26 protein-coding genes are annotated in these 25852 nt (G+C 71.9%); 17 read left to right on the top strand and 9 right to left on the bottom strand.

The genetic code is table 11. From position 1 onward, the window contains the following. Window positions 1-180: 180 nt before the first annotated feature. The 4 genes from IG54_RS0111740 (at window position 181) to IG54_RS0111725 (ending at window position 3313) form a co-directional block, all read left to right on the top strand. On the top strand, window positions 181-765 hold the full coding sequence (locus IG54_RS0111740) for a suppressor of fused domain protein (protein WP_030781123.1): 585 nt from the start codon (window positions 181-183) through the stop codon (window positions 763-765). 73 nt (window positions 766-838) lie between these two features. After that, window positions 839-1480: a DUF6758 family protein gene (locus IG54_RS0111735; RefSeq protein WP_037896898.1), complete on the top strand. Its 642-nt coding sequence runs from the start codon at window positions 839-841 to the stop codon at window positions 1478-1480. Window positions 1481-1704: 224 nt separating this feature from the next. Beyond that, on the top strand, window positions 1705-2571 hold the full coding sequence (locus IG54_RS0111730; RefSeq protein ID WP_030781117.1) for a PHP domain-containing protein: 867 nt from the start codon (window positions 1705-1707) through the stop codon (window positions 2569-2571). A gap of 136 nt (window positions 2572-2707) precedes the next feature. Then, on the top strand, window positions 2708-3313 hold the full coding sequence (locus tag IG54_RS0111725) for a MarC family protein (protein WP_030781114.1): 606 nt from the start codon (window positions 2708-2710) through the stop codon (window positions 3311-3313). A 62-nt stretch (window positions 3314-3375) separates the two neighbouring features. On the opposite strand, the gene IG54_RS42500 is transcribed toward IG54_RS0111725, so the two are convergent. Next, window positions 3376-3528, bottom strand: a complete 153-nt coding sequence (locus IG54_RS42500; RefSeq protein WP_167532721.1) for a hypothetical protein — start codon at window positions 3526-3528, stop codon at window positions 3376-3378. A gap of 238 nt (window positions 3529-3766) precedes the next feature. On the opposite strand from IG54_RS42500, the gene IG54_RS0111715 reads away from it, so the two are divergent. After that, window positions 3767-4696, top strand: a complete 930-nt coding sequence (locus tag IG54_RS0111715) for an NYN domain-containing protein (RefSeq protein WP_030781113.1) — start codon at window positions 3767-3769, stop codon at window positions 4694-4696. Window positions 4697-4726: 30 nt separating this feature from the next. Here the strand turns inward: IG54_RS0111715 and IG54_RS0111710 are convergent, their stop codons facing one another. Together IG54_RS0111710 and IG54_RS0111705 are read right to left on the bottom strand one after the other, a co-directional pair. After that, on the bottom strand, window positions 4727-5692 hold the full coding sequence (locus tag IG54_RS0111710; RefSeq protein ID WP_030781110.1) for an alpha/beta fold hydrolase: 966 nt from the start codon (window positions 5690-5692) through the stop codon (window positions 4727-4729). Between the two features lie 194 nt (window positions 5693-5886). Then, on the bottom strand, window positions 5887-8328 hold the full coding sequence (locus IG54_RS0111705; RefSeq protein ID WP_037896897.1) for a DEAD/DEAH box helicase: 2442 nt from the start codon (window positions 8326-8328) through the stop codon (window positions 5887-5889). A gap of 454 nt (window positions 8329-8782) precedes the next feature. On the opposite strand from IG54_RS0111705, the gene IG54_RS0111700 reads away from it, so the two are divergent. Next, window positions 8783-9541 (top strand): ferritin-like fold-containing protein, encoded by a 759-nt coding sequence (locus IG54_RS0111700; RefSeq protein WP_030781104.1) that lies wholly within the window; start codon window positions 8783-8785, stop codon window positions 9539-9541. A gap of 73 nt (window positions 9542-9614) precedes the next feature. Here IG54_RS0111700 and IG54_RS0111695 read toward each other — a convergent pair whose 3' ends face one another. The 4 genes from IG54_RS0111695 to IG54_RS0111680 form a co-directional block, all read right to left on the bottom strand. Then, complete coding sequence (locus tag IG54_RS0111695) at window positions 9615-9884, bottom strand: hypothetical protein (protein ID WP_030781101.1); 270 nt, start codon at window positions 9882-9884, stop codon at window positions 9615-9617. Window positions 9885-10082: 198 nt separating this feature from the next. Further along, the gene (locus tag IG54_RS0111690) at window positions 10083-10310 is read right to left on the bottom strand and encodes a DUF3107 domain-containing protein (protein WP_030781098.1); all 228 of its coding nucleotides are present in this window, start codon (window positions 10308-10310) and stop codon (window positions 10083-10085) included. Window positions 10311-10449: 139 nt separating this feature from the next. Continuing rightward, window positions 10450-11091: a TetR/AcrR family transcriptional regulator gene (locus IG54_RS0111685; protein ID WP_030781095.1), complete on the bottom strand. Its 642-nt coding sequence runs from the start codon at window positions 11089-11091 to the stop codon at window positions 10450-10452. A gap of 162 nt (window positions 11092-11253) precedes the next feature. Continuing rightward, the gene (locus IG54_RS0111680; RefSeq protein ID WP_030781092.1) at window positions 11254-11478 is read right to left on the bottom strand and encodes a hypothetical protein; all 225 of its coding nucleotides are present in this window, start codon (window positions 11476-11478) and stop codon (window positions 11254-11256) included. A 180-nt stretch (window positions 11479-11658) separates the two neighbouring features. Here IG54_RS0111680 and IG54_RS0111675 point away from each other — a divergent pair, with 180 nt between their 5' ends. Together IG54_RS0111675 and IG54_RS0111670 are read left to right on the top strand one after the other, a co-directional pair. Then, window positions 11659-12705: an alpha/beta fold hydrolase gene (locus IG54_RS0111675; RefSeq protein ID WP_030781089.1), complete on the top strand. Its 1047-nt coding sequence runs from the start codon at window positions 11659-11661 to the stop codon at window positions 12703-12705. A gap of 8 nt (window positions 12706-12713) precedes the next feature. Next, a complete protein-coding gene (locus IG54_RS0111670; RefSeq protein WP_030781086.1) occupies window positions 12714-14132 on the top strand; it encodes a DUF3152 domain-containing protein in 1419 nt (472 codons plus the stop codon). A gap of 36 nt (window positions 14133-14168) precedes the next feature. Here IG54_RS0111670 and IG54_RS0111665 read toward each other — a convergent pair whose 3' ends face one another. Beyond that, window positions 14169-15308 carry an amidohydrolase family protein gene (locus IG54_RS0111665; RefSeq protein WP_234336113.1) on the bottom strand — a complete coding sequence of 380 codons (1140 nt, stop codon included), beginning with the start codon at window positions 15306-15308 and terminating at the stop codon, window positions 14169-14171. A gap of 45 nt (window positions 15309-15353) precedes the next feature. Next, entirely contained in the window at window positions 15354-16433 is a 1080-nt protein-coding gene (locus IG54_RS0111660; protein WP_051819437.1) for a LacI family DNA-binding transcriptional regulator, read from the bottom strand. A gap of 238 nt (window positions 16434-16671) precedes the next feature. Here IG54_RS0111660 and IG54_RS0111655 point away from each other — a divergent pair, with 238 nt between their 5' ends. The 9 genes from IG54_RS0111655 (at window position 16672) to IG54_RS0111620 (ending at window position 25779) form a co-directional block, all read left to right on the top strand. Further along, a complete protein-coding gene (locus IG54_RS0111655; protein WP_199809527.1) occupies window positions 16672-17727 on the top strand; it encodes an ABC transporter substrate-binding protein in 1056 nt (351 codons plus the stop codon). Beyond that, the gene (locus IG54_RS0111650; protein ID WP_078593996.1) at window positions 17724-18572 is read left to right on the top strand and encodes an ABC transporter permease; all 849 of its coding nucleotides are present in this window, start codon (window positions 17724-17726) and stop codon (window positions 18570-18572) included. The genes IG54_RS0111655 and IG54_RS0111650 overlap by 4 nt, the downstream gene beginning before the upstream one ends. 55 nt (window positions 18573-18627) lie before the next feature. Continuing rightward, window positions 18628-19470: an ABC transporter ATP-binding protein gene (locus tag IG54_RS0111645; RefSeq protein ID WP_063756212.1), complete on the top strand. Its 843-nt coding sequence runs from the start codon at window positions 18628-18630 to the stop codon at window positions 19468-19470. Beyond that, a complete protein-coding gene (locus IG54_RS0111640) occupies window positions 19467-20237 on the top strand; it encodes an ABC transporter permease (RefSeq protein ID WP_051819435.1) in 771 nt (256 codons plus the stop codon). The genes IG54_RS0111645 and IG54_RS0111640 overlap by 4 nt, the downstream gene beginning before the upstream one ends. A 56-nt stretch (window positions 20238-20293) precedes the next feature. Next, window positions 20294-20386 (top strand): Ms4533A family Cys-rich leader peptide, encoded by a 93-nt coding sequence (locus IG54_RS43565; RefSeq protein WP_324615413.1) that lies wholly within the window; start codon window positions 20294-20296, stop codon window positions 20384-20386. Between the two features lie 140 nt (window positions 20387-20526). Continuing rightward, window positions 20527-22248, top strand: coding sequence for an ABC transporter substrate-binding protein (locus IG54_RS0111635; protein WP_030781064.1), 1722 nt, complete (start codon window positions 20527-20529; stop codon window positions 22246-22248). Window positions 22249-22250: 2 nt separating this feature from the next. Next, window positions 22251-23177 (top strand): ABC transporter permease, encoded by a 927-nt coding sequence (locus IG54_RS0111630; protein ID WP_234336111.1) that lies wholly within the window; start codon window positions 22251-22253, stop codon window positions 23175-23177. Further along, on the top strand, window positions 23174-24181 hold the full coding sequence (locus tag IG54_RS0111625; RefSeq protein WP_030781058.1) for an ABC transporter permease: 1008 nt from the start codon (window positions 23174-23176) through the stop codon (window positions 24179-24181). The genes IG54_RS0111630 and IG54_RS0111625 overlap by 4 nt, the downstream gene beginning before the upstream one ends. After that, complete coding sequence (locus IG54_RS0111620) at window positions 24178-25779, top strand: dipeptide ABC transporter ATP-binding protein (RefSeq protein WP_030781055.1); 1602 nt, start codon at window positions 24178-24180, stop codon at window positions 25777-25779. The genes IG54_RS0111625 and IG54_RS0111620 overlap by 4 nt, the downstream gene beginning before the upstream one ends. Window positions 25780-25852 lie beyond the last annotated feature (73 nt).

Below are 25852 nucleotides of genomic sequence, written 5' to 3'. Positions count from 1 at the left end.
GGTCCCCCGTAAGGGAAGTCCCATGCGCCCTCTGCACCCGTGGCGCAAAGTCAGTGTCTGTCCGCAGGGCTTGAAAGCGACGCTTCTGCGTGCTGCCCTGGGCCAGCGGCCAACACTATCAGCCGACTGAAGTGTCAAGCCCCCGCTTTGCCCTTCACTGACGAGTTCTATGCTCACGTCATGGCTGATGTTCTTGCGCTGGTCGAGGCCCGTCTCCGCACTGGCCTGGGGGAACCGGACGCGCGCGCCGCGGTGACCTTCCTCGGCACCGACCGCGTCGAGGTGCTGCGGTTCACGGACGGCGACGTGGTGCGCTACGCCACGCTCGGCATGTCCGCCCAGCCGATGACCGACCCCACCGCCGCGCTCGCCGACCCGGTCAAGGGGCCGCGCGCCGAACTGGTGCTGTCCGTACGAGCGGGCCTCGCCGACACCGACAAGGCGCTCCGCCCGCTCGCGGTGCTGGCCGCGTCGCCGCAGGTCGAGGGCCTGGTCGTGGCGGCGGGCGCCTCGCTGGACGTGGGCGAACCGCTGTGGCCCGGCGCACCGTTCACCTCGGTCCTGGTCGCGGAGTCCGGCGGCCTGGTCGAGGACCTGGAGCTGGACCAGCCGATGGATCCCGTACGGTTCCTGCCGCTGCTGCCGATGACGCCGAACGAGGCGGCGTGGAAGCGGGTGCACGGCGCGGCCGCCCTCCAGGAGCGCTGGCTGAACAGCGGAACGGACCTGCGCGATCCGTTGCGCAAGTCCGTGCCCCTGGACTGAAGTCCGGTGACAGGGCCACCGGACGGGTGATCGTCCTTGACGGAGCGGCGAGCGGGGAGGACCGTTGGTCGTTATGAGGGGCGAACCCAGTTGCCCGAAGTGTGGTGGCCGGGTCAGGGCGCCCGGTCTCTTTGCCGACTCCTGGCAGTGCGACGTGGACGGCACCGTGCACCCGCTACAGCCCGTGATCCCGCCCAGCGTCGAGGCGCTCCAGGTCGTGGTGCACCGTGCGCAGGTTCCGGTGTGGATGCCGTGGCCCCTGCCGGTCGGCTGGCTGTTCACGGGCGTGGCCTGCGCGGGGGACGACCGAAGCGGTGGCCGTGCGACCGCGGTGGCCTGCTCGGGGCCGGCGCCGCTCGGTGGCGTCGGTGAGCTGGTCCTCGTCGCCGAGGAGCTGGGCGTCGGCCTCGGCGCGCGGTACGCCGGCGTCGACGGCCCCGACCCCGGCCCCTATATGAGCGTCGACAAGCCGCCGCACGCCAAGGTGCACGCCGCCGGGCGGCCCACGCCGCTGTGGCACGTGTCGCAGACGCCGGACGACCGTGCCGTGTTCGCGGGCGAGGCGCGGGGGCTGTGGCTGTGGGCCATCGCGTGGCCGGAGCAGTCGGGACTCCTGATGTACGACGAACTGGTGCTCACCGATCTCCGGGACGCGGGCGCCGAGGTGGACCTGCTGCCGTGCGGGGCGCTGTCGCCGCGGCTGCTCACGCCGTGAGCGGGGATCGCTGACGCCTGGTCCGGTGGCCGCTCACGCCGTGGGCGGCGGTTCCCTGCACGCACGTGGGCGGCGGTTCCACCGCACGCCCCCGGGCGCAGGGGGCCTCGCGGTGGTGAGCGACGCCTCCTTCGTGGCGGGTGGGGACGTGTTCGATTCCCGTTATCCTTGAGCGTCCCCGCCGTCCGTCCCCGTCCGCCCCGTCAGAGCCTGGAGTCAGCGCCGTGCGCATCGATCTGCACACTCACTCCACCGCGTCCGACGGCACGGACACCCCGGCGGAGCTGGTGCGGAACGCGTCGGCCGCCGGTCTCGACGTCGTCGCGCTGACCGACCACGACACCACCCGCGGCCACGCGGAAGCGCTCGCCGCGCTGCCCGAAGGCCTGACCCTCGTCACCGGCGCCGAACTCTCCTGCCGCCTCGACGGCGTGGGTCTGCACATGCTGGCGTACCTCTTCGACCCCGCGGAGCCGGAACTCGCCCGCGAGCGCGAGCTGGTGCGCGACGACCGGGTGCCGCGTGCGAAGACGATGATCGGCAAGCTCCGGGACCTCGGTGTCGACGTGACCTGGGAGCAGGTCGCGCGCATCGCGGGGGACGGCTCGGTCGGCCGCCCCCACATCGCCGAGGCCCTCGTCGAACTGGGCGTCGTGCCCACCGTCTCCGACGCCTTTACGCCCGAGTGGCTCGCCGACGGCGGCCGCGCCTACGCCGAGAAGCACGAGCTGGCCCCCTTCGACGCGATCCGCCTGGTCAAGGCGGCGGGCGGCGTCACCGTCCTCGCGCACCCCGCCGCCGTCAAGCGCGGCCGGGTCGTGCCCGAGGACGCGATAGCCGCGCTCGCCGCGGCGGGTCTCGACGGGGTCGAGGTCGATCACATGGACCACGCCCCCGAGACCCGCACCCGGCTGCGCGGCCTCGCGGCGGACCTCGGTCTCCTTGTCACCGGCTCCAGCGACTACCACGGCAGCCGCAAGACGTGCGTACTCGGGGAGTTCACCACCGACCCCGAGATCTACGGCGAGATCACGCGCAGGGCCACCGGGGCGTTCCCCGTGCCCGGCGCGGGCGGACGCCCGGCCGCGTAGCGCCCCGCGCTCGCGCGCACCCTTCTCTCCTCCCCCTCGCTCCACTGTTCCGTTGTTCCGGGCCGGTGGCCGCCGTGCCCTGTGCCCGGTGGCGTCCGGTGCGGCTCCTTCGTACGACTCTCGCAAGGCCATCACTGTGTTCGACGTCGCCGTCTTCGGCTCCCTCTTCCTCACCCTCTTCGTGATCATGGACCCCCCTGGGATCACCCCGATCTTCCTCGGCCTGACCGCGGGCCGGCCCGCCAAGGTGCAGCAGCGGATGGCCTTCCAGGCCGTCTGTGTCGCCTTCGGCGTGATCTCGGTCTTCGGTCTCGTGGGTCATCAGATCCTCGACTACCTGCACGTCTCCGTCCCGGCGCTGATGATCGCGGGCGGCCTTCTGCTGCTGCTCATCGCGCTCGACCTGCTCACCGGCAAGACGGACGAGCCGAAGCAGACCAAGGACGTCAACGTGGCGCTCGTGCCGCTCGGTATGCCGCTGCTGGCCGGGCCCGGCGCGATCGTGTCGGTGATCCTCGCCGTCCAGGACGCCGACAGCGTCGGTACGCAGCTCTCCGTCTGGTCGGCGATCGTCGCGATGCACGTGGTGCTGTGGCTGGTGATGCGGTACTCGCTGCTGATCATCCGGGTCATCAAGGACGGCGGCGTGGTGCTCGTGACGCGGCTCGCGGGCATGATGCTCTCCGCGATCGCGGTCCAGCAGATCATCAACGGGGTGACGCAGGTGATCCAGGGCGCCTGACCGCGCGCCGGACACACGAAGGGCCCCGTACGACGTTCGTACGGGGCCCTGCGGCGTCTTCGTTACGAGGCCGTGGATTCGGCCGGTCGGATGTAGATGCGCTGGCCTATCGCTGCGGCCTGCTGCACGATCCGATTGACGGAGGCGGCGTCCACGACGGTGCTGTCCACGGCGTTGCCGTCGACGTCGTCGAGTCGCATGATTTCGAAGCGCATAAGGCTTCTCCCTTCGTCTGGTCATCCTCCTGAAGGAGAACTACTGGAGATGGCCGGGCTGTTACCTGGCCATGAAGTGTCGGTTGCGGAGCTACGGTGCGCCGCGTTCCTGATGGGTACAACGAGTTGCCCCCTGCAAACATTCCCTACGCTAAGGAAATTTTTCGCGAACCTAATTACCCGTGGGTAGCGGCACCGGTTGTGTTCGCTGCGTGACCAGCGGGAGACTGGGTTCCCTATGAACGACGCCGAACACGCAGCCGCCGATCACGATGCGGCCCACATCAGCGCTCAGCTGGAGCGCGCCAACGGGCTGCTCGAACGCGTACTCGCCGAGGTGGCGAAGACCCCGTCCACGCACGCGATCTTCGTCGACGCCGGATATCTGTACGCGGCGGCGGGCCGGCTCGCCGCCGGGACCGAGGACCGGCGCTCCTTCGACCTCGACGCCGAGGGGCTCATCGAGGCGCTCATCGACAAGGCCCGCACGATCTTCGCGGACAGCCGCCTGCTGCGCGTCTACTGGTACGACGGGGCGCGGCGCCGCATCCACACCACCGAGCAGCAGTCGATCGCGGAGCTGCCCGACGTCAAGGTCAGGCTCGGCAACCTCAACGCCAACAACCAGCAGAAGGGCGTCGACTCCCTCATCCGCAGCGACCTGGAGTCACTGGCCAGGCACCGCGCCATCAGCGACGCGGCGCTCATCGGCGGCGACGAGGACCTGGTCTCGGCCGTCGAGGCGGCGCAGGGGTACGGGGCGCGGGTGCACCTGTGGGGCATCGAGGCGCCCGACGGGCGCAATCAGGCGGAGCCGCTGCTGTGGGAGGTCGACAGCCAGCGGACGTTCGATCTCGACTTCTTCAAGCCGTACGTGTCGCGGCGCGCGGTCATCGCCTACGAGGCGGGGGTGAGGCCCGCGGCGCCGCGGCCCTCCCGCGAGGACGTCCGCTTCGTCGGCGCGCAGATCGCCGCGAAGTGGCTCGCGGCGCGGGGGCGCGAGTCGCTGGTGGGGCTGCTGGCGGGGCATCCGTATCTGCCCGGGTCGGTGGACCAGGAACTGCTGGTCGAGGCGGAGCGGCTCTTGCAGTACTCGCTGCGGGGCCAGTCGGATCTGCGGCGGGCGTTGCGGGACGGGTTCTGGGATCACCTGCGGGCGCAGTACTGAGGGTCGTGGGGCGCGCGATGCCGCCGGCGCTCAGCTGTTGGCGCCGGTGCCGCTCAGGCGGTTCCAGAAGCTGACCAGCGCCGCGGCCGTCTCCTCGGGGCGATCGGTGTTGGGGGAGTGCTCGGCGCCCCTGATCACCGTGCGGCGGGCGCGCAGACGGTGTGCCATGTCGTCCAGGAGCGGCACGGGCCATGTGTCGTCGCGCTCGCCCGAGATCACGTGCGTGGGCAGCGCCGCGGCGGCGAGTTCGGCGACGCGGTCCGGTTCCGTGGAGAGCTGCTTGCCGGTGGCGATGAGCTGGGCGGGGTTGTTCCGCAGCCAGCGGGCGCGCAGGGCCTCGCTGTCGTCCCCGCCGTCCGCCCTGGCGCCGCCGGTGTCCGCGTCCTCCGGGGGCGGCGGCTCCATGGCCCGCATCGCCTGCCACACCTCGTCCATCGACAGCACCGCGAGGGCGTCCGCCAGCATTTTGGCGCGGGCCTGCTGGGCGGGGGCGATCGCGGCGGGCCCCGAGGACATCAGGGTGAGCGAGGCGAAGGCGCGGGGCTCCAGGAGGGCGGCGGCGCGGGCGATCTGGCCGCCCAGGGAGTGGCCGAGGAGGTGCGGCCGGGCGCTGCCCGCGGGCGTTTCCGCCGACCCGGACGCCCCTGTCAGCGCTGCCGCCTGGGCCAGGACGTCGCGGGCCAACTCCCCTTGCGCGTACGCCGATTCGTCGTCCGGGCCCGGTGATTCGTACTGGCCGCGGCCGTCCACGGCGACGGCGCGGTAGCCGGCGGCCGCCAGGGGTTCCAGGAGGGCGATGAAGTCCTCTTTGCTGCCGGTGAAGCCGGGAAGCAGCAGAACGGTCCCCTTCACCTCGGCGCCGCCCGCGGTGCCGTCCCCGGTGCTCTCCGTGCCCCCGGGCGCAAGCGCGTCCAGGACGGCGAAGTCGCCGCGGGCGGTGTGGAGCGTGCGCGGGGTCGCGCAGCGGGGCGGGGTGAAGGTGGGGGGCCTGCTCATGCCCTGAGGTTACTGGCCCCTGGGCCTGGGGGGTCGAGGCGGGCGCCCCTGCTGAGCGGCGGCCTTCACGGCTCTCGCACCCCCTCACCCATCGCCCGCCTGTGACGCGGCGGGGGCGCGGGTGGGCCGGACAGGGATGCGCGAAGGCCCGCCCCGGTGACGGGACGGGCCTTCATGATGCGGAAGGGCGAGCGTCAGCTCCCCGCGGCCTCCGCGGGCTCCGCCTTCTTGCGCGTACGACGCCGGGGCGCGGGGGCCTCCGCCTCGGTCACCTCGGCCGGGGCGGCAGCGGCCGCCTTGCGCGTACGGCGACGCGGCTTCGGCTCCTCGGTGGCCTGCGCTGGGATCTCCGCCTCGGCGACCGGTTCCGCGGCCTTGCGGGTGCGGGTGCGCTTGGGCTTTTCGGCGGCGGCCGGGGCCTGTGCCTCGGCTTCGGCGACCGGTTCCGCAGCCTTGCGGGTCCGGGTGCGCTTGGGCTTCTCCGCGGCTGCCGGGGTCTCCGTCTCGGCGGGCTCGACCACGGTCTCCGCGGTCTTGCGGGTCCGGGTGCGCTTCGGCTTCTCGGCGGCGGCCGGGGCCTCCGCCTCGGCGGCCTCGACCACGGTTTCCGCGGTCTTGCGGGTGCGGGTCCGCTTCGGCTTCTCCGTGGCTGCCGGGGCCTCGGCCTCGGCGACCGGTTCCGCGGCCTTGCGGGTCCGGGTGCGCTTCGGCTTCTCGGCGGCGGCCGGGGCCTCCGCCTCGGCGGCCTCGACCACGGTCTCCGCGGTCTTGCGGGTGCGGGTGCGCTTGGGCTTCTCCGTGGCTGCCGGGGCCTCGGCTTCGGCGACCGGTTCCGCGGTCTTGCGGGTCCGGGTGCGCTTCGGCTTCTCGGTGACGGCCGGGGCCTCCGCCTCGGCGGCCTCGACCACGGTCTCCGCGGCCTTGCGGGTCCGCGTCCGCTTCGGCTTCTCGGCGACGGGGGCCTCAGGCTCCGCAGCCGGGGCCTCCGCCTCGACCACCGGCTCCGCGGCCTTCCGCGTCCGACGGCGCGGCTTCGTCACCGGAGCCTCCGCCTCGGGGGCGGCGGCCGGGGCCTCCGGCTCGGTCACCGTCGCCGTGGCCTCCACGGTCAGCGCTTCCGGAGCCGTCCCGCCACGCGTCCGGCGACGGCGGCGCGGCGTGCGCGACTCCGTCGGCTCGGCGGTGACCTCAGCGGCCGGAACGGCGGGGGCGGGAGCAGCCGGGGTGGTCGTCGCAACCGGGGCCGGGGCCGAGGCCGCGTCCAGCGGGCTTCCGCCGCGCGTCCGACGGCGACGCCGCGGCGTACGCGCCGGGCGCTCCTGCTCGGGGGCGGTGGCAGTGGCGGCGGGACCCGAGGACGTACGACCGCCACGGTCACCGCGCGAACCACGGTCGCCGCGGTTGCCACGGTCGTTGCGGTCGCGGGAGCCACGCCCGCGCCCACCGGTCTCGCCGAGGTCCTCGACCTCTTCCGCGCCCAGACCGGCACGGGTCCGCTCGGCGCGCGGCAGGACACCCTTGGTGCCCACCGGGATGTTCAGCTCCTCATAGAGGTGCGGGGAGCTGGAGTAGGTCTCGACCGGGTCGCTGAGACCCAGGTCGAGCGCCTTGTTGATCAGCTGCCAGCGCGGGATGTCGTCCCAGTCGACCAGCGTGATCGCGATGCCCTTGGCGCCCGCGCGGCCGGTGCGGCCGATGCGGTGCAGGTAGGTCTTCTCGTCCTCGGGCGACTGGTAGTTGATGACGTGCGTGACGCCACCGACGTCGATACCGCGCGCGGCGACGTCCGTGCAGACGAGCACGTCCACCTTGCCGTTGCGGAACGCGCGCAGCGCCTGCTCGCGCGCGCCCTGGCCGAGGTCGCCGTGCACGGCGCCCGAGGCGAAGCCCCGGCGCTCCAGCTGCTCGGCGATGTCGGCGGCCGTCCGCTTCGTACGGCAGAAGATCATCGCGAGTCCGCGGCCCTCGGCCTGGAGGATGCGCGAGACCATCTCGGGCTTGTCCATGTTGTGCGCGCGGTACACGAACTGCTTCGTGTTGGCGACGGTCTGGCCCTCGTCGTCCGGCGCGGTGGCGCGGATGTGCGTGGGCTGCGACATGTAGCGGCGGGCGAGGCCGATGACGGCACCCGGCATGGTCGCCGAGAACAGCATCGTCTGGCGCTTGGCCGGCAGCAGGTTGATGATCTTCTCGACGTCGGGCAGGAAGCCCAGGTCGAGCATCTCGTCGGCCTCGTCGAGGACCAGGCACTTGACGTGCTTGAGGTCGAGCTTGCGCTGGCCCGCGAGGTCGAGGAGACGACCGGGGGTGCCGACGACGATGTCGATGCCCTTCTTGAGGGCCTCGACCTGCGGCTCGTAGGCACGGCCGCCGTATATGGCGAGGACGCGGACGTTACGCGCCTTGCCGGCGGTCAGCAGGTCGTTCGTCACCTGCTGGCACAGCTCGCGGGTGGGGACGACGATGAGGGCCTGCGGCGCCTCGGTCAGCTGCTCGGGCTCGGCGCGGCCCGCCTCGACGTCGGCGGGGACGATCACGCGCTCCAGGAGCGGGAGTCCGAAGCCGAGCGTCTTGCCGGTGCCGGTCTTGGCCTGGCCGATGACGTCCTTGCCCGAAAGGGCGACAGGGAGCGTCATCTCCTGGATGGGGAAGGGGGTGATGATGCCGACCGCTTCAAGGGCTTCGGCTGTCTCGGGAAGAATCCCGAGCTCTCGGAAAGTCGTAGTCAGGGCTATGCCTCTTCTGTGAGACGCGGCGTGAGGCGAACGCTGGGGGTCGTGACCGTGCCACTACCGCCGGCTGCTTGGGGGGCTGGCCGGGGGCGCGGGACCACTGCCTGCGCTCGAGCGCTCTTACCGCTGAGGTTCCCTCCTCGTGCCGTACGCAGCTGCGCGTACCGCCCGGAGGGCTGTCGGGTCGGAGCCGATCGGGCCACCGACCGGGCATCCTCATTCGTACGGCCCGTCGAATATTCGGCAGGCGCAATACCACTGTACCCCGGAATCTCGCATGCGTGTCCGGCGAATTGGTCACATGGTCGTCGTCACAGTGACTGACCAGGGCCTTCCGGCGTACGGCAGGCGGGCTATTGTGCGCTTCATGGAGACGCCTGACACCGCCGCTGAATCCGCCGCCGAAACCCCCGCCGAACCCACCGGGGTCGCCGCCCAGGACTGGGCGAAAGCTTCCGCCGAGCCCCACTACCGCGCCGCGGTCGTGGACCTCCTCGGGGCGCTCGCCTACGGGGAACTCGCGGCGTTCGAGCGGCTCGCGGAGGACGCCAAGCTGGCGCCGACGCTCGGCGACAAGGCGGAGCTGGCGAAGATGGCGTCGGCGGAGTTCCACCACTTCGAGCAGTTGCGCGACCGGCTCTCCGCGATCGGCGCGGAGCCGACCGAGGCGATGGAGCCGTTCGTCGCCGCCCTCGACGGCTTCCACCGTCAGACCGCGCCGTCCGACTGGCTCGAAGGCCTGGTCAAGGCGTACGTGGGTGACTCGATCGCCAGTGACTTCTACCGCGAGGTCGCGGCCCGCCTCGACGCCGATACGCGCGGGCTCGTGCTGGGCGTCCTCGACGACACCGGGCACGCGAGCTTCGCCGTGGAGAAGGTGCGGGCCGCGATCGAGGCCGATCCGCGCGTGGGCGGACGGCTCGCGCTGTGGGCGCGGCGGCTGATGGGCGAGGCCCTCTCGCAGTCCCAGCGGGTGGTCGCCGACCGGGACGCGCTGTCGACCATGCTGGTCGGGGGCATCGCCGACGGGTTCGACCTCGCCGAGGTCGGGCGGATGTTCTCGCGGATCACCGAGGCGCACACCAAGCGGATGGCCGCGCTCGGCCTGGCGGCCTGAGGGCGGCCCCGAGGGCGGCTGGGCGCGCGGGTCCCCGCCCCGTCGCGTCCCCGCCCCCCGCCGGGGGTCCGGGCTACGCCGTCGCTGAGCGGCGCAGCCCGGTCCGGGTGGGGCGGATCAGCAGGGACAGCAGGGCCGCCGAGACGGCCGCCGCTCCCAGGAGGGTCGCGGGGGCGTGGCCGGGGCCGAGCGCCATGTGCGTGATGAAGGCGCCGACCAGGGCGCCCGCGGGGCCCGTCGACAGGACGAGGCTGCGCGAGGGCAGCCGGCGCGCCAGGCGGTGCGCGATGGCCCAGGACAGGGCGAAGCCCAGCAGAGCGGAGCCGAGCGCTTCCAGAATCACGGTGGTGCCCTCCCTTGCGGCCGGTGCAAATCGGTCGTAGCCGGTGTACCCAAGGTGGCCGGAACGCAACCCTCCACGAGCCGAGCCGAGCCGGCGGGCCCGCCGGCTCCTCGTACGACACACACGCACAACACGCACGTACGGCCCGGTGGTTGAGAACCACCGGGCCGTACTCGTGCGCGCGCCTACGGGCGCGTCCTACAGGGCGCTGAAGCCCACCTTGCGTGCGGTGGGCTCACCGAGTTCCACGTATGCAAGGCGGTCGGCCGGAACCAGGACCTTGCGGCCGTGCTCGTCCACGAGGCTCAGCAGCGGCGACTTGCCGGTCAGCGCCTCGGACACCGCGTGCTCGATTTCCTCGGCGCTCTGGCCGCTCTCCAGCACGATCTCGCGGGGCGCGTACTGCACGCCGATCTTGACCTCCACGGCTTTGTCCCTCCGACGGTCAGTCTGTGCGCGGCCGTCCGCGCCGTACCCAGCACACATTAGCCCGGTGAGGGGACGCGGAAGGACGCGGCCGTGAACGCCGGTAGCGAACACCGGACGGGAACAAAAAGGCGAGTGGTCAGTGGCCCTCGGTGCCGTGCAGCGGGAAGCCCGCGATACCGCGCCACGCCAGCGACGTGAGCAGCTGCACCGCCTTGTCCCGCGGGACCGTGCTGCCACTGGCCAGCCAGTACCGCGCGACCACCTGGGAGTAGCCGCCGAGGCCGACGGCGAGGAGCATCGCCTCGTCGCTGGGCAGGCCGGTGTCCTCGGCGATCACCTCGCAGATCGCCTCCGCGCACTGGAGCGTCACGCGGTCCACGCGCTCGCGGACCGCCGCCTCGTTCGTCAGGTCCGACTCGAAGACCAGGCGGAAGGCGCCGCCCTCGTCCTCTACGTACGCGAAGTAGGCGTCCATCGTCGCGGCGACGCGCAGCTTGTTGTCCGAGGTGGACGCGAGCGCTGTGCGGACCGACTGGAGCAGTGACTCGCAGTGCTGGTCGAGCAGGGCCAGATAGAGGTCGAGCTTGCCGGGGAAGTGCTGGTAGAGCACCGGCTTGCTGACCCCGGCGCGCTCGGCGATGTCGTCCATCGCGGCCGCGTGGTAACCCTGTGCGACGAAAACTTCCTGGGCCGCGCCGAGGAGTTGATTGCGTCGGGCACGACGCGGCAGGCGTGTGCCCCGCGGGCGTGCCGCCTCTGTCTGCTCGATGGCTGTCACGCCGCCTCCCAATCGTCCGATGTGCGGTGTGCGCCGCCCCGCCATCGTACTTTTCGGTAACAGTGATGTGCGCGGTGCGGGCGCAGAATTTCACGGACTGGACCACCGCGGCCGGCGTCCGCGGTGGTGCGTAGCGGGGCAAACACGGGCAGGCCGGTGCCCTCAGCGGTAGTCGTCCTCGTCGAGGCTGACCACGCGGGCCTGCTCGGCGAGGTCGGCCTCACTGGCGGCGTTCGGATCCGCGTCCTGGAGGGAGTCGTCCCCGCTGGGGGCGAGATCGGCGTGCTGCTCCGCGGTGTCCGCCTCCGGGGCCTCGACGCCCGCCTCGGCTCCGTTCGCGTGCTCTTCCGTCTCGAAGGTCTCGGGATCGGTCGGGTCGACACTCATGTATGGCTCTCTTCCCTTGCGGTACTGGCGGCCCTTCGTGGTGCGAGTGCCCTGTTCGCCCGCTTTCTATGAGCGTAGGAGACACCTGGATCAGGCGCTATGTGATCCGGGCGTGGTCCGTGTGCGATCTGTGACGGCGAACACGTGAACCGCCGCGTGATCGTCTCGTAACATTGCCGCATGTCTTCGACCGAGCTGCCGAACCTGCTGGCCGCCACCGCCGCGCCCAAACCCGGTGCCGTAGCGGTCGCGGAGGGTGAGCGGCTCGACTCGGTCGCCCTGCCCGGGCTCACGCTGACCGTGCGGTCGCGGCCGTCGGTCCGCGCCGGACTGCCGCCCGCGCTGTACGTCCACGGCTTCGGCGGCTCCTCGCAGAACTGGTCGGCCCTGATGCCGCTCCTTGAGGACGTCGTCGACTGCGAGGCCATCGACCTGCCCGGGTTCGGGCACTCGCCCCCACCGGACGACAACGACTACTCCATCACCGGGCAGGCCCGCGCGGTCATCCGCCACCTCGACGCCCGCGCCCGCGGACCCGTCCACCTGTTCGGGAATTCACTGGGTGGCGCCGTCACGACGCGCGTCGCCGCGGTGCGCCCCGATCTCGTACGTACGTTGACCCTGATCTCGCCCGCACTGCCCGAGCTGCGGGTGCAGCGCACGGCGGTACCGACCGGGTTGATCGCGGTTCCGGGCGTCGCGGGGCTCTTCGCCCGGCTCACCAAGGGGTGGACGGCCGAGCAGCGGGTGCGGGGCGTGATGGAGCTGTGTTACGGCGACCCGGGCAAGGTGACACCGGAAGGGTTCGGCGCGGCGGTCCGGGAGATGGAGCGCAGGCTCCAGCTCCCCTATTTCTGGGACGCGACGACACGCACGGCCCGCGGGATCGTGAACGCGTACACCCTGGGCGGCCAGCACGGCCTCTGGCGGCAGGCCGAGCGGGTGCTCGCGCCGACCCTGCTCGTCTACGGCGGGCGCGATCTCCTCGTCTCGTACCGCATGGCACGCAGGGCGACCGCCGCGTTCCGCGACTCGCGGCTGCTCACGCTGCCCGAGGCCGGGCATGTGGCGATGATGGAGGAACCGGAGAGCGTGGCCACGGCCTTCCGTGAACTGCTCGTCGATCTGGGGGAGTTGAGCGGGCCCCGCGCCCGGGGTGCTCGGGGCGGCCGGGAGTCCCATGACTCCCGTGAACTCCGTGACTCCCGTGCGGATTCGGGGAGCTGAGGCGGCGCGTGGGACGACACAGCCGCCGCGGTCCGGCAGGCACACCGGCGGACAGGGCTGAGACGACTGCCGCCTCGGCGGGTGCGAACGGCACGGCAGACACGCCTGGCGAGGCTGAGGCGACCGGGGCGACGGGAACGGCTGCCCGTACGAGCGGCTCGGGTGGCCCGACGGCGCAGGGCGGTGGCCCGCCTCCGGGCCAGGTCCCGGGTCCCGGCACGGGCCGCCGCAGGCGCGGGCCCGCCGACGAGGGGACACCGGCGCATGGCACGCCTGCGCACGGCACGCCCGCGCACGGCATCCCTCAGTCGACGCCGTCCCACGGAGTTCCGGGGGTCCGCGGTGGGCACCCCGAGCAGCGGGAGCCCGGTGGCGGCTGGGGTGACGTCTCCGATGCGGGGGCGGGCCCGCACTCGGGTGCCGGGCACGGCATACCGGGCCCGCGGCAGGATCGTTCCGCCCCTCGCCAGGACTACGTGGAAGCCTTTACCGACGAGGCCGGGGACCCGTACGCCTCGGTCACCGACTGGAACGACGTCCCCGAGCCCCGGCTCGGCTCGGACGCAGAGGACGGCGATGGCGGCGATGACGGCGGTGGCAAGAGGGGTGGGCGGGCCCGGCTCCTGACCGGTGTCGCGGCCGTCGCCGTGATCGCCGTGCTCGGGGTCGTCGTCGCGGGGCAGGTCACCGGTGGCGCGGACGACTCCGACGACCGGCCCCAGGCCGCCCCCGGCGGCGGCGCGCGCGACACCGACGACCCGGCCTCGCGCTCCGACGAGCGTCCGCCCCCGCCCGGGGGACCCGCCATCAGGCCGGACGCCGTCCCGGTGACGTACAGCCAGAAAATGGGTGAGAAATACCCGCTGGACGCCAAGCTCAAGGCGTCCGGCGACTTCGAGGCGATGCCGGGGTTCGACAAGGCGCCCGGCAAGGGGCAGGTCTTCCGCTATCGCGTCGACGTCGAGAAGGGGCTCGGTCTCGACGGCCCGCTCTTCGCGCAGGCCGTGCAGAAAACCCTGAACGACAAACGGAGTTGGGCGCACGACGGGGCCCGCGCCTTCGACCGCATCTCGTCGGGCAAGCCCGATTTCGTCATCACGCTGGCGAGCCCGGGAACCACCGCCGCCTGGTGCGCGAAATCCGGTCTCGACACGACCCAGGACAATGTGTCGTGCGATTCCGCGGCGACGGACCGCGTGATGATCAACGCCTATCGGTGGGCGCAGGGCGCCAAGACCTACGGCGACGCCATCCACCCCTACCGCCAGATGCTGATCAACCACGAGGTCGGGCACCGGCTCGGTTTCAACCACACGGACTGCACGAAGGACGGGGACCTCGCGCCCGTCATGCAGCAGCAGACCAAGTTCCTGGAGCACGACGGGATCAAGTGCAAGGCCAACCCCTGGGCGTTCCCCAAGGATTGAGCCGGCGCCCGATGGTCGGCGCCCGGTGGCCGACAGTCAGCCGGTCAGTCGGCCCTTGGTGAGGCGCCGCAGGTTGCCCGCGAGGATCGCGGCGCGTTCCCCCGGAGCGAGGTCCATGCGGTCCACGTCCGCGAGGGAGGACCGGATGTATCCCGGTCCCTTCTCCGGGTCGTAGGGGCTGTCGGAGGCGAAGAGGACCCGCTCGGGGCCGAAGAAGTCGAGGGCGCAGCGCAGGGCGTGCGGGGCGCCGAAGAGGGCGGTGTCGGCGTAGAACATCCGGAAGTAGTCGAGGGGCCGCTTGGACAGCGGTGGTCCTTCGATGTCGGCCCGCTGCTCGGGCGGGGTGCGGGAGCCGAGCTGGTCCCAGCCGGGGCCGACGCGTCCGGAGAAGTGGGGGATCATGCTGCCGCCGTGGTGGATGAGCAGCTTCAGTGACGGGTGGCGCTCCAGGATGCCGCCGAAGACGATGCGGGCCATGAAGGCGGACAGGTCGTACTCCCAGCCGAGGGTCCACCAGATCTCGTAGCGGGAGCGTCGCTCGCTGGGATAGTCGGGCCAGGTGGCGTTGCGGCAGGGGTGGACCTGCACGAGGACGTCCAGCTCGGCGGCGCGCGCCCAGAACGGCGCGAAGCGCTGCTCGTCCAGGGCGTGGCCCTGTACGTGGGTGTAGATCTGGACGCCCACGGCGCCCAACTCGCCTACGGCCCGGTCGAGTTCCGTGACGGCGGCGTCCACGTCGGTGAGGGCGACCGCGGCGCAGAAGCCCGCGAACCGGTCCGGGTGTTCGGCGGTCAGGTCCGCCAGGGCGTCGTTGGCCATACGGACATAGTGGACGGCTGAGCGGGGCGTGCCGAAGTCCTCGGCGGGCGGCGCGGCCAGGTTGATCAGCTGGCGGTAGCCGGGGAACTCGTCCATCTGCCGGAAGCGCACGTCCAGGTCGACGAGGGCGGGGATGTCCATCACGCGGCGGCGGAGGTTGGCCAGCGCGGGGACGTCGTCGAGGGCGAACAGCCGGTCGGCGCAGGCCCTGGGGAGGATGTGGCAGAAGGCGTCGATCTTCTCGTCCGCGGGCGTCTCGTCCGTGATCTTCGTGTCCGTGGGGTTCTCGTGCGCGGGCTTCTCGTGCGCGGGGCTCGTCTCTGGGGCGGTCTCGGGGCGGGTCTCCAGGTCGGTCACAGGGTTCCTCTCGCAGTGGCTGGGGCGGTGCGCGGGGAGTGCCGGTTACGGGGCGGAGGTGGGAGTGGGCGTGGGTGCGGCGGCCGTGGATTCGCGCGGTATGAGGGTCGGGGCGTGCACGGTTGAGCGGACGGGGCGCCCCTGCCTGATCCGCAGCAGCATGTCGACCGCGCCCCGTCCGATCTCCCTCAGGGGGACGCGCACGCTGGTGAGCGGGATCGGGAGCCGGGCGGCCAGGGGCGTGTCGTTGTAGCCGACGACGGACAGGTCGTCGGGGACGGTGAGGCCGCGGCGACGGGCGGCGGCGAGCGCGCCGACCGCGGTGTTGTCGCTCACCGTCACCAGGGCGGTGGGGCGTTGCCCGTCCGGCAGCGCCAGCAGCTCCGCCGCCGTGCTCTCGCCGCTCTCCATCGAGAAGTCCGAGGGCCGCACCAGGCGGTCGTCCACCTCGACGCCCGCCTCGGCGAGTGCCTCGCGCAGACCGGCGACGCGCCCCAAGGCGTTGGAGGCGTAGGTCGGTCCCGCGATCATGCCGATCCTCCGGTGTCCCAGGTCCAGGAGGTGGCGGGCCGCCAGATAGCCGCCGAGCCGGTCGTCGCCGAGGACCGCGGGGCTGTGTCCGTCGGTGCGCAGTGCCAGGACGAAGGGCGTGCCGTCGGCGGTCAGTTCGGGCAGGAAGCCGCCGGGTCCTTCGAGCCGCGCGGTGGCCATGATCAGCCCGTCCACCCGGCGGCCGAGCAGCAGTCTGCCGATGGCCGTCTCGGCTTCGAGGTCGTCATGAGTGGTGGCGAGGAGCGCGTCCAGGCCGTGGTCGCGGCAGGCCTCGGCGATCTCCTCGTACAGCATGGCCATCACCGTGCCGGTGATGCTGGACATGACGACGCCGATCGTGCGGGTGCTCTGCCGGCGCAGGCTGGCCGCGGCCGGGTTGGGGGTGTAGCCGAGCTGCTCGGCGATCTGTCTGATCCGGGCCGCGGTGTCGCCGCGGGAGAAGGGGTGCCGGTCGTCCAGGGCCCGGGAGACGGTGGACGGGTTCACTCCCGCCGCGCGTGCCACGTCGGCCATGGTCGGGCGGCGGCCGGTGCCCCGGCGGGGCGGGGGCGGGGTGGCGGTCGTTCCGGTCATCGGACTCCTCTCTGCGTGGGCCGTCTGTGCCGTCAACTCCCTTGTTGGAGCAGGGAGTTGGAACGTGTGCGGGGTTGACGGATCGGCGGCGGCGACTCCAGCATACATACGAACGCGCAAACGAATGCATAACTTCCTTGAGCCGGTGGTGAGTTGAGAGCGACGCCCGCCGGATCGGGGGCGCACCGGTTCTGCCCGCCCTTGTGTGTGGAGGTGTTCAGCGTTGCCCTCTTTATCCTTGACAGATCCATCCCGGCCGCCGCGTTCCAGGGGACCGGCCCTGACCTCGGCGGCCCTGGCCTCGGTGATGCTGGCCGGGCTCCTCACCTCCTGCGGGAGCGGGGGCGATGGCTCCGGGCGCTCCTTCACCGTCGCGCTGACCGAACCGGACATCACCTCCGTACCGCTGATGGAAGCCGTGGACCAGGTCCGTGCCGCGGGTTACGACGTGACGATCGAGGAGACCGCGGAGCCGGAACTCGCCGTCGAGGGGCTCATCCGCGGCGACTACCAGTTCTCGGCCGAGGCCACGGGGCCGGCCCTGATGGCCATCGCGCGGGGTGCCCCGCTGCGCATCGTCGCCGACATGGTGGGCAACCAGTGGGCGGTCTACGGAGCTGCCGCCACCGGCGACTGCGGTGACCTCGACGGCCGGGCCTTCGGCATCTTCAGCGAGGGCGCCATGGCCACCGCCATGGTGCGCCAGTGGGTCGAGGAGGCGTGCCCCGAGGGCGCCCGCCCGCAGTTCCTGACCATCGGCGACTCGGAGACCAGGACGCAGGCGCTCCTGGGCGGGGAGATCACCGCCACCGCCCTGGAGCAGAGCGACGCCGCCCACCTGGCCAAGAGCGCCAAGGGCCGATCGCTGAAGCGCCTGGCCGACTTCCGCCAGGTCTTCCCGGGGCTGCACCCGCAGACCGTGTACGCCGACGAGGGCTACTTGGCGGAGCACCCGAAGCCCGCCCAGGCTCTGATCGACGCCCTCATCGACGTACAGCGGAAGATCAACGAGGAGCCGGGTCATCTCGCCGGGCTCGTCCGCGAACACCTGCCCGACACGTACGCCGAGGACGACCTCGAAGACATCGCCGCCCCCTACGTCGAACAGAAACTGTTCGACGCCGCCGCGCTCACACCGGCCGGTGTGCAGGACACCATCGACTTCTTCGTGGACACCGGGGCCATCGAGCCGATGGACGCCGCCGACGTGGCCGATCTCAGCTTCGTGGACCGCAACCGGGCCAAGAGGGACCGGGCCAAGCGGGACCGGGCCAAGAGGGGCGGCACCTCATGACGAACGCGGCCGATCCCACCCGCGCGGCTGACCCCGCCGCACTCGCGACCCGCCCCCGGCCGCCCGGACGAGCGCGGCGGCTCCTCGGCCCCGGTGCCGACCTGCCCTACCAGCTGCTCACGCTGGTGGTCGCCGCCGCTCTGTGGGAGGCGTACGCCCGTACGCACGACAGCATCCTGCTGCCCACCTTCACCGAAACGGCCGCGGCCACAGTGAAGTTGCTCGGCGAGGGCGAGCTGTGGCGGGCCGCCTGGATCAGCAATCAGGCCCTCGTCCTCGGCTTCCTCGCGGCGGTCGCGCTGGGCGTTCCCGCCGGGCTCCTGCTGGGGCGGTTCCGCGCGATCGAGCGCTGTACGGACGTCTACCTCAGCATCCTCCTCGTGACCCCGATGGCCGGGATCATCCCGCTCCTCGTGATGTCCGTGGGGTTCGGCCTGGCCTCCCGCGTCATCCTGGTGGCGCTCTTCTCCGTGGTCATGGCCGTCACCGGCGCCCGCGCCGGAATCCGCCAGATCGATCCCTCGCTGATCGAGATGAGCCGCACACTCGGCGCGAGCGAGGCCCAGATCTGGCGCCGCGTCCTCATCCCCGGCGCCCTGCCCGCCATCATGACCGGCATCCGGCTCGCCCTCGGACGCGCCGTCACCGGAATGGTCGTCGTGGAACTCCTCATGGTCTCCGTCGGCTACGGCGGCCTGATCCTCACCTACCGCAGCCGCTTCGACGCGCCCGCGCTCTACGCGGTGGTCGTCATCGTCCTGTCCGAAGCCGTCCTGCTGCTCTCCGCGGCCCGCTGGATCGAACGCAGGGCGACCCCCTGGATCGAACGCAGGGCGACCCCTTGATCGAGCGCACGACAGCCTTCAGCGCGCCGCCTCCCACCTCACCGAGGAGCACCGCATGATCGAGATCAAGAACCTCACCAAGCGCTTCCCCGGCCGCCGCGGCGACACAGTCCACGCGCTGAGCGAGGTCGAACTCACCATCGCCGACAACGAGTTCGTCACCGTGCTCGGGCCGAGCGGCTGCGGCAAGACGACCCTGCTGCGCGCCCTCGCCGGGCTGACCGGCTGGGACGAGGGCGACATCCTGGTGGACGGGGAACCCGTACGCACACCCGGCCCCGAGCGCGCCATGGTCTTCCAGGACTTCGCCCTGCTGCCGTGGGCCGACGTCCTGGACAACGTGGCCTTCGGTCTCCAACTGCGCGGGGAGCCGCGGAGCCGGCGCCGCGCCACCGCCCGCGAACTGGTCGAACTCGTCGGCCTCGACGGCTTCGAGGACCGGCTGCCGGGCGAACTGTCCGGCGGCATGCGGCAGCGCGTCGGCCTCGCCCGCGCCCTGGCCGTCCAGCCCCGCGTGCTGCTCATGGACGAGCCCTTCGGAGCCATGGACGAGCAGACCCGCCGCATCCTCCAGGAGGAACTCCTCACCATCTGGGAGCGCCGGCGCCTCACCGTCGTCTTCATCACCCACAGCATCGAGGAAGCTGTCCTGCTCGGTGACCGCGTCGTCCTGATGAGCCCGCGGCCCGGCCGCATCGCCGACGTCGTCCCCGTGGACATCCCCCGGCCGCGCTCCGTCGACCTCCACGGCCTGGGCCGTACCGAGGAGTTCACCCGCCTCACCACACATCTGTGGGAGCGCCTGCGCGCCATGCGCCCCGACCGCGCCTCCTATCCCGACCGCGCCCCGCATCCCGGGGGTGCCTCACGCCCCGACCGCGCCGGAGCCCGCCCGTGAGCCCCCGCCGCGGCCCGTCGGCCCTCCTGCCCCCGCTGGGCGGACTCCTCGCGGGCGCGGTCCTGTGGGAGACCGTGTCCCGTACGGCCGACGCCGCCTTCCTCCCGCCGCTCACCCAGGTGCTCGCCCGGCTCACCGAACTGACCGCCGACGGGAAGATCCTGCCCAGCCTGCTCTCCAGCGTGCTCAACCTCGTCCTGGGCCTCGCCGTCTCCCTGGCCGCGGGCCTCACCCTGGGCACCCTCATGGGCCGTTACCGAGCGGCGGAAGCCGCGCTCGGCATCTACATGTACGCGCTGCTGACGGCGCCCTCCCTCGTCTTCGCCCCGGTGTTCTTCTCCCTCTTCGGCCCCGGCCGCACCTCCATCGTGGCCGTGGTGGTGATGTACTCCCTCTTCGTCATCGTCATCACCACCGCCTCCGCCGTGCGCGGCGTCCCCGCCCAACTCCTCGAAATGGGGCGGGTGTACGGGGCCGGGGAGCGGCAACTCCTCTTCAGGGTCGTGCTGCCCGCCGCGCTGCCGATGGCCATGGCGGGCATCCGGCTCGGGGTCGGCCGGGCCGTCGCCGGGATGATCAACGGTGAGATGTTCATCGCCGTGGTCGGCCTCGGCCGGCTCCTCACCGAAGCCGGGGGCAGCTTCGACAGCGCCACTGTGCTCGCCGTCCTCCTGGTCGTCGTCGCCGTCGCCCTCGTCGCCATCGCCCTCACCCACTGGGTCGACCGCAGGCTCACCGGCTGGCTCCCCGAGACCGCCCGCACCTGAGCCCTCCCTCGTCGGCCGCTTTGACATCCATCGCAAATTCGTTCATATTTCTGCGCATGTCGAACCGTCACGCCCCTTCGAGCGCAGCCATCGAGCTGGCGCTCCTCGGCGTGACCGCGCTCTGCGTGGCCGACATCCACTGTCGCTGACGCCCGCCCCGGCGAGTGCGTCGCTTCTCCGCAGCTCTGCGCTGCTCTGTTCCCCCGCGCCATCACCGGGGTCAGCTCTGCGTCATTTCCGCTGATCCGCTGCCCCTCGCGCAGCGTTTTTCCCCGAGAGGTCTCCTCCGATGCGCCGAACATCCGCCATAGCCCGCCGCGTGGCAGCGGCATCCGTCAGCCTGGCCCTGGCCACGGGCGCCGCCGCCTGCGCGGGCCCGAAGGACAACGAGGCCGGGAGCGGCGGCGGAAAACCGGCCAAGGGCGGCACGCTCACGGTCCTCAACCGTGACCCGCACACCGACTTCGACCCCGCGCGGCTCTACACCTCCGGCGGCGGCAACGTGCCGAGCCTCGTCTTCCGCACCCTGACCACCCGCAACCGCGAGGACGGCGCCAAGGGCGCGGAGGTCGTCCCCGACCTCGCCACGGATCTGGGCAAGCCGAGCAAGAACGCCACGGTATGGACGTACACCCTGAAGAAGGGGCTCAAGTACGAGGACGGCACGCCGATCACGTCCGCCGACGTGAAGTACGGCATCGAGCGTTCGTTCGCCCCCGAACTCAGCGGCGGCGCACCCTACTTGCGGGACTGGCTCGTCGGGGGCGACAAGTACCAGGGCCCCTACAAGGACAAGAGCGCCAAGGGGCTCGCCTCCATCGAGACGCCGGACGAGCGGACCATCGTCTTCCATCTGAACAAGCCCGAGGGCGAGTTCCCCTACCTCGCCACGCAGACGCAGTTCACGCCCGTCCCCAAGAGCAAGGACAAGGGCACGAAGTACGAGGAGCACCCGGTCTCCTCCGGGCCCTACAAGGTCGTCAAGAACGAGAACGACGGCGAACGGCTGCGCCTGGAGCGCAATCCGCACTGGTCGGCGAAGACCGACGCCGAGCGCAAGGCCTACCCGGACGTCATCGACGTACGCTCCGGACTCGACTCGTCCGTCATCAACCAGCGGCTCTCCGCGAGCCGGGGCGCGGACGCCGCCGCCGTCACCACCGACACCAACCTCGGCCCCGCCGAACTCGCCAAGGTCACCGCCGACAAGGAACTCGCCTCGCACGTCGGCACCGGACACTTCGGATACACCAACTACCTCGCCTTCAACCCGAAGGTGAAGCCCTTCGACGACCCCAAGGTGCGCCAGGCCATCTCGTACGCCGTCGACCGCTCCTCGGTCGTCAACGCCGCCGGCGGCTCCTCGCTCGCCGAGCCCGCCACCACCTACCTGCCGAACCAGAAGTCCTTCGGATACACGAAGTACGACCACTTCCCCGCGGGCCCGAACGGCAATCCGAAGAAGGCCAGGCAGCTGCTGAAGGAGGCCGGTCACAAGGACGGGCTCACCATCACGCTCACCCACTCCAACGCCAAGGACTTCGAGACCAGCCCCGAGATCGCCACCGCCATCCAGGACGCGCTCAAGAAGGCCGGCATCACCGTCAAGCTCCAGGGCCTCGAAGACAACGACTACAAGGACAAGGCCCACAGCGCCGAGGACGAGCCCGGCCTCTTCCTCGCCCACTGGGGCGCCGACTGGCCCTCCGGTGGCCCCTTCCTCGCCCCCATCTTCGACGGCCGGCAGATCGTGAAGGACGGCGCCAACTTCAACACCGGATTCCTCGACGACCAGTCCGTCAACGACGAGATCGACGAGATCAACAAGCTCACCGACCTCGACGCCGCCGCCGCGCGCTGGGGCGCCCTCGACAAGAAGATCGGCAAGAAGGCGCTCACCGTGCCGCTCTTCCACCCCGTCTACAAGCGCCTGTACGGCAAGGACGTCAAGAACGTCGTCATCAGCGACTGGACCGGTGTGCTCGACGTCTCCCAGGTCGCGGTGAAGTAGTCGTGACGACCTTCTGGCGGCGGCTGCGCGAGCGGCGCGCCGCCCTCGTCGCGGCGGCCCTCGTCGCGCTGCTCGTCCTCGTGGCGCTCGCCGCACCGCTGCTCACGGCCCTGGAGGGGCAGGACCCCACCACGTACCACCCGGACCTCATCGACTCGGCGCGCGGCGGCGTGCCGGTCGGCCCGTTCGGCGGGATCAGCGGCGAGCACTGGCTCGGCGTCGAACCGCAGACCGGCCGCGACCTCTTCGCCCGCCTCCTGTACGGGGCACGGGTCTCCCTCGGCGTCGCGCTCGCCGCGACCGTCGTGCAGGTGTTCATCGGCGTCGTGGTCGGCGTGGCGGCCGGGTTCGGCAACCGCTGGGTGGACCAGCTGCTCAGCCGCGCCACCGACGTCATCCTTGCCCTGCCGCTGATGGTCCTGGCGCTCGCCCTGATGGCGATCGTGCCGGCGGGCTTCCCGCGGCCCGTGCTCGTCGCCCTGGTCATCGGCCTCGTCGCCTGGGGCAACATGGCCAAGGTCGTGCGCGCGCAGACCGTCACGCTCAAGGAACTCGACCACGTGGCCGCGGCACGGCTCAGCGGCTGGGGGTCCGTGCGCATCGCCCGGCGCGAACTGCTGCCCGCGCTCGCCGCACCCGTCATCACATACGCGGCGCTGCTCGTGCCCGTGAACATCGCGATCGAGGCCGCGCTCTCCTTCCTCGGCGTCGGCGTGAAGCCGCCGACGCCCTCGTGGGGCCAGATGCTCACGGCCGCCGACGTCTGGTACCAGGCGGCGCCGCAGTACCTCCTGCTGCCCGCGGGCGCGCTGTTCGTGACCGTGCTCGCCCTCACCGTCCTCGGCGACGGGGTGCGCGCGGCGCTCGACCCGCGGGCCGCCTCGCGGCTGCGGATCGGCACGGGCCGCAAGCGGGAGGCCCGGGCATGACGGACTTCACGCGGCTCTCCGCCTTCCTGCTGCGGCGCCTCGTCGGCGCCCTGATCACCCTCCTCGTCCTCTCCGTGATCATCTACGTGGTGTTCTACGTCGCTCCCGGAGACGTCGCCCAGATCACCTGCGGCCCACGCTGCTCGCCCGCACAGGTCCAGCAGGTCACCGAGCAACTGCGCCTCGACGACCCGCTGTACGTCCGCTACTGGGACTTCCTCCAGGGCCTGTTCACCGGCCACGACTACTCGACCGGCACCGGCGTGGAGCACTGCGAGGCACCCTGCCTCGGCGTCTCCTACCAGAGCGACCAGCAGGTCAGCGCGATGATCGTGGCGAAGCTGCCGGTCACCGCGTCGCTGGCACTGGGCGCGATGGTGATATGGCTGATCCTGGGCGTGGGCACCGGCGTGCTCTCCGCCTGGCGGCGCGGCCGGCTCAGCGAGCGCGTCCTGACCGCCCTCACGCTCGCGGGCACCGCCACCCCGGTCTTCGTGATCGGCCTGCTGCTGATGATCGTGGTCTGCGGTCAGCTCCAGTGGCTGCCCTTCCCGCAGTACGTCGACTTCGGCGACGACCCGACGCAGTGGGCGTGGAACCTGCTGCTGCCCTGGCTGTCACTCGCCCTGATCGAGGCCGCCAAGTACGCGCGGCTGACCCGCTCCTCGATGCTGGAGACGCTCGCCGACGACCACGTGCGGACCTTTCGCGCGTACGGCGTGAGGGAGCGGTCGATCATCGGCAAGCACGCGCTGCGGGGCGCCGCGGCACCCGTCATCGCCCTGACCGCCAACGACTTCGGGTCGATGTTCGGCGGCGCCGTGCTCAGCGAGACGCTGTTCGGCCTCCCCGGCCTCGGACGCGAACTCGTCCACGCCGTGAAGGTCGTCGACCTGCCGGTGGTGGTCGGCCTGGTCATGGTCACCGGCTTCTTCGTGGTGCTCGCCAATGCCGTCGCGGACGTGCTGTACGCGGTGGCCGACCGACGGGTGGTGCTGTCATGAGTCTCGTACGAGTTGACGACCTCTCCGTGGAGTTCGGGACCGGAGTGCGCGCCGTCGACGGTCTCTCCTTCACGCTGGAGGCGGGCGGCGCGCTCGCTCTCGTCGGCGAGTCGGGGTCCGGGAAGTCCACCGTGGCGTCCGCGCTGCTCGGGCTCCACCGGGGCACCGGCGCCCGCGTCAGCGGATCCGTGCGGGTCGACGGCATCGACGTACAGGAGGCGACCGAAGCCGAACTGCGGCGGCTGCGCGGCGGAAGGGCGGCGATGGTCTTCCAGGACCCGCTCTCCTCCCTCGACCCGTACTACGCGGTGGGCGACCAGATCGCCGAGGTGCACCGCGTGCACACCGGGGCGTCCCGGCGTGCGGCACGCGCGCGTGCCGTGGACGCGCTCGACCGCGTCGGCATTCCCGACGCCGTACGCCGCTCGCGCTCGCGGCCGCACGAGTTCAGCGGCGGCATGCGTCAACGCGCGCTCATCGCCATGGCGCTGGCGTGCGACCCGGCCCTTTTGATCGCCGACGAGCCGACCACCGCCCTCGACGTCACCGTCCAGGCCCAGATCCTCGACCTGCTGCACACGCTGCGGGACGACACCGGCATGGGCCTGCTCCTGGTCACCCACGACGTGGGCGTCGCGGCGGAGAGCGCGGACGAGGTCCTGGTCATGCGGGGCGGCCGCGCGGTGGAACGGGGTGCGGTGCGGGACGTCCTCGCCACGCCCCGGGAGCCGTACACCCGGGAGCTGCTGGGGGCCGTGCCCCGGGTGGACTCGCCGCTGGCCGCGCCCGCCGGTGAGGCGGGCGAGGTCGTGCTGGAAGCGGTCGGACTGCGACGGGAGTTCGGGCGCGGGAAGCGTGCCGTCACCGCCGTCGACGACGTCTCGCTCACCGTCCGCCGGGGAGAGACCCTCGGCGTCGTGGGTGAGAGCGGCAGCGGCAAGACGACGCTGGGGCGCATGCTCGTGGGCCTTCTCGAACCGAACGCGGGGCTGGTCCTCCACGAGGGCGCGGCGAAGCCCCGAGGCCGGGTGGACCCGCGGGTGCAGATGGTGTTCCAGGACCCCGTCTCCTCCCTCAACCCCCGCCGCTCGATCGGCGAGTCCGTCGCCGACCCGCTGCGCGCCCGGGGGGAGAGCGACACCTTCGTACGGAGGCGGGTACGCGAGCTGCTGGAGCGCGTCGGGCTCGAACCGGCGTACTACGACCGCTATCCGCACGAGTTCAGCGGCGGACAGCGGCAGCGCGTCGGCATCGCGCGTGCGCTCGCCGCCGAGCCGCGCGTCATCGTGTGCGACGAGCCGGTGTCCGCGCTCGACGTGACCACGCAGGCCCAAGTGACCGATCTGCTCGCTCGGTTGCAGCGGGAACTGGGGCTCGCGCTCGTCTTCATCGCGCACGATCTCGCGGTCGTACGCCAGGTCAGCGACCGGGTCGCGGTGATGCGGCGGGGCCGGATCGTCGAGTACGGAACCGTCGAACAGGTCTACGGCTCACCGCGCGACCCGTACACGAGAGCGCTGCTCGCGGCCGTCCCCTCGCTCGACCCCGAGGCGGCCGCGCGGCGACGCGAGGCCCGCAAGGAGTTGGCCGTGGCCTGACCCTCCGTGATGACGGAGGGCCTCAGGGGCGCTATAGCGCGACAGAACGCTACCGGCGCGGGAAAGTCACGGC

This window comes from Streptomyces sp. NRRL S-920 (assembly GCF_000717945.1).
Lineage (GTDB): Bacteria > Actinomycetota > Actinomycetes > Streptomycetales > Streptomycetaceae > Streptomyces > Streptomyces alboniger.
This window is presented reverse-complemented; position numbering and strand designations above follow the sequence as displayed.

Excerpts from the sequence above, each read along its gene's own strand:
- IG54_RS0111740 (WP_030781123.1), top strand. The coding sequence starts at position 181 with ATGGCTGATGTTCTTGCGCTGGTCGAGGCCCGTCTCCGCACTGGCCTG.
- IG54_RS0111735 (WP_037896898.1), top strand. The coding sequence starts at position 839 with ATGAGGGGCGAACCCAGTTGCCCGAAGTGTGGTGGCCGGGTCAGGGCG.
- IG54_RS42500 (WP_167532721.1), bottom strand. The coding sequence starts at position 3,528 with ATGCGCTTCGAAATCATGCGACTCGACGACGTCGACGGCAACGCCGTG.
- IG54_RS0111715 (WP_030781113.1), top strand. The coding sequence starts at position 3,767 with ATGAACGACGCCGAACACGCAGCCGCCGATCACGATGCGGCCCACATC.
- IG54_RS0111710 (WP_030781110.1), bottom strand. The coding sequence starts at position 5,692 with ATGAGCAGGCCCCCCACCTTCACCCCGCCCCGCTGCGCGACCCCGCGC.
- IG54_RS0111705 (WP_037896897.1), bottom strand. The coding sequence starts at position 8,328 with ATGACGCTCCCTGTCGCCCTTTCGGGCAAGGACGTCATCGGCCAGGCC.
- IG54_RS0111680 (WP_030781092.1), bottom strand. The coding sequence starts at position 11,478 with ATGAGTGTCGACCCGACCGATCCCGAGACCTTCGAGACGGAAGAGCAC.
- IG54_RS0111675 (WP_030781089.1), top strand. The coding sequence starts at position 11,659 with ATGTCTTCGACCGAGCTGCCGAACCTGCTGGCCGCCACCGCCGCGCCC.
- IG54_RS0111660 (WP_051819437.1), bottom strand. The coding sequence starts at position 16,433 with ATGACCGGAACGACCGCCACCCCGCCCCCGCCCCGCCGGGGCACCGGC.
- IG54_RS0111650 (WP_078593996.1), top strand. The coding sequence starts at position 17,724 with ATGACGAACGCGGCCGATCCCACCCGCGCGGCTGACCCCGCCGCACTC.
- IG54_RS0111645 (WP_063756212.1), top strand. The coding sequence starts at position 18,628 with ATGATCGAGATCAAGAACCTCACCAAGCGCTTCCCCGGCCGCCGCGGC.
- IG54_RS43565 (WP_324615413.1), top strand. The coding sequence starts at position 20,294 with ATGTCGAACCGTCACGCCCCTTCGAGCGCAGCCATCGAGCTGGCGCTC.
- IG54_RS0111635 (WP_030781064.1), top strand. The coding sequence starts at position 20,527 with ATGCGCCGAACATCCGCCATAGCCCGCCGCGTGGCAGCGGCATCCGTC.
- IG54_RS0111625 (WP_030781058.1), top strand. The coding sequence starts at position 23,174 with ATGACGGACTTCACGCGGCTCTCCGCCTTCCTGCTGCGGCGCCTCGTC.
- IG54_RS0111620 (WP_030781055.1), top strand. The coding sequence starts at position 24,178 with ATGAGTCTCGTACGAGTTGACGACCTCTCCGTGGAGTTCGGGACCGGA.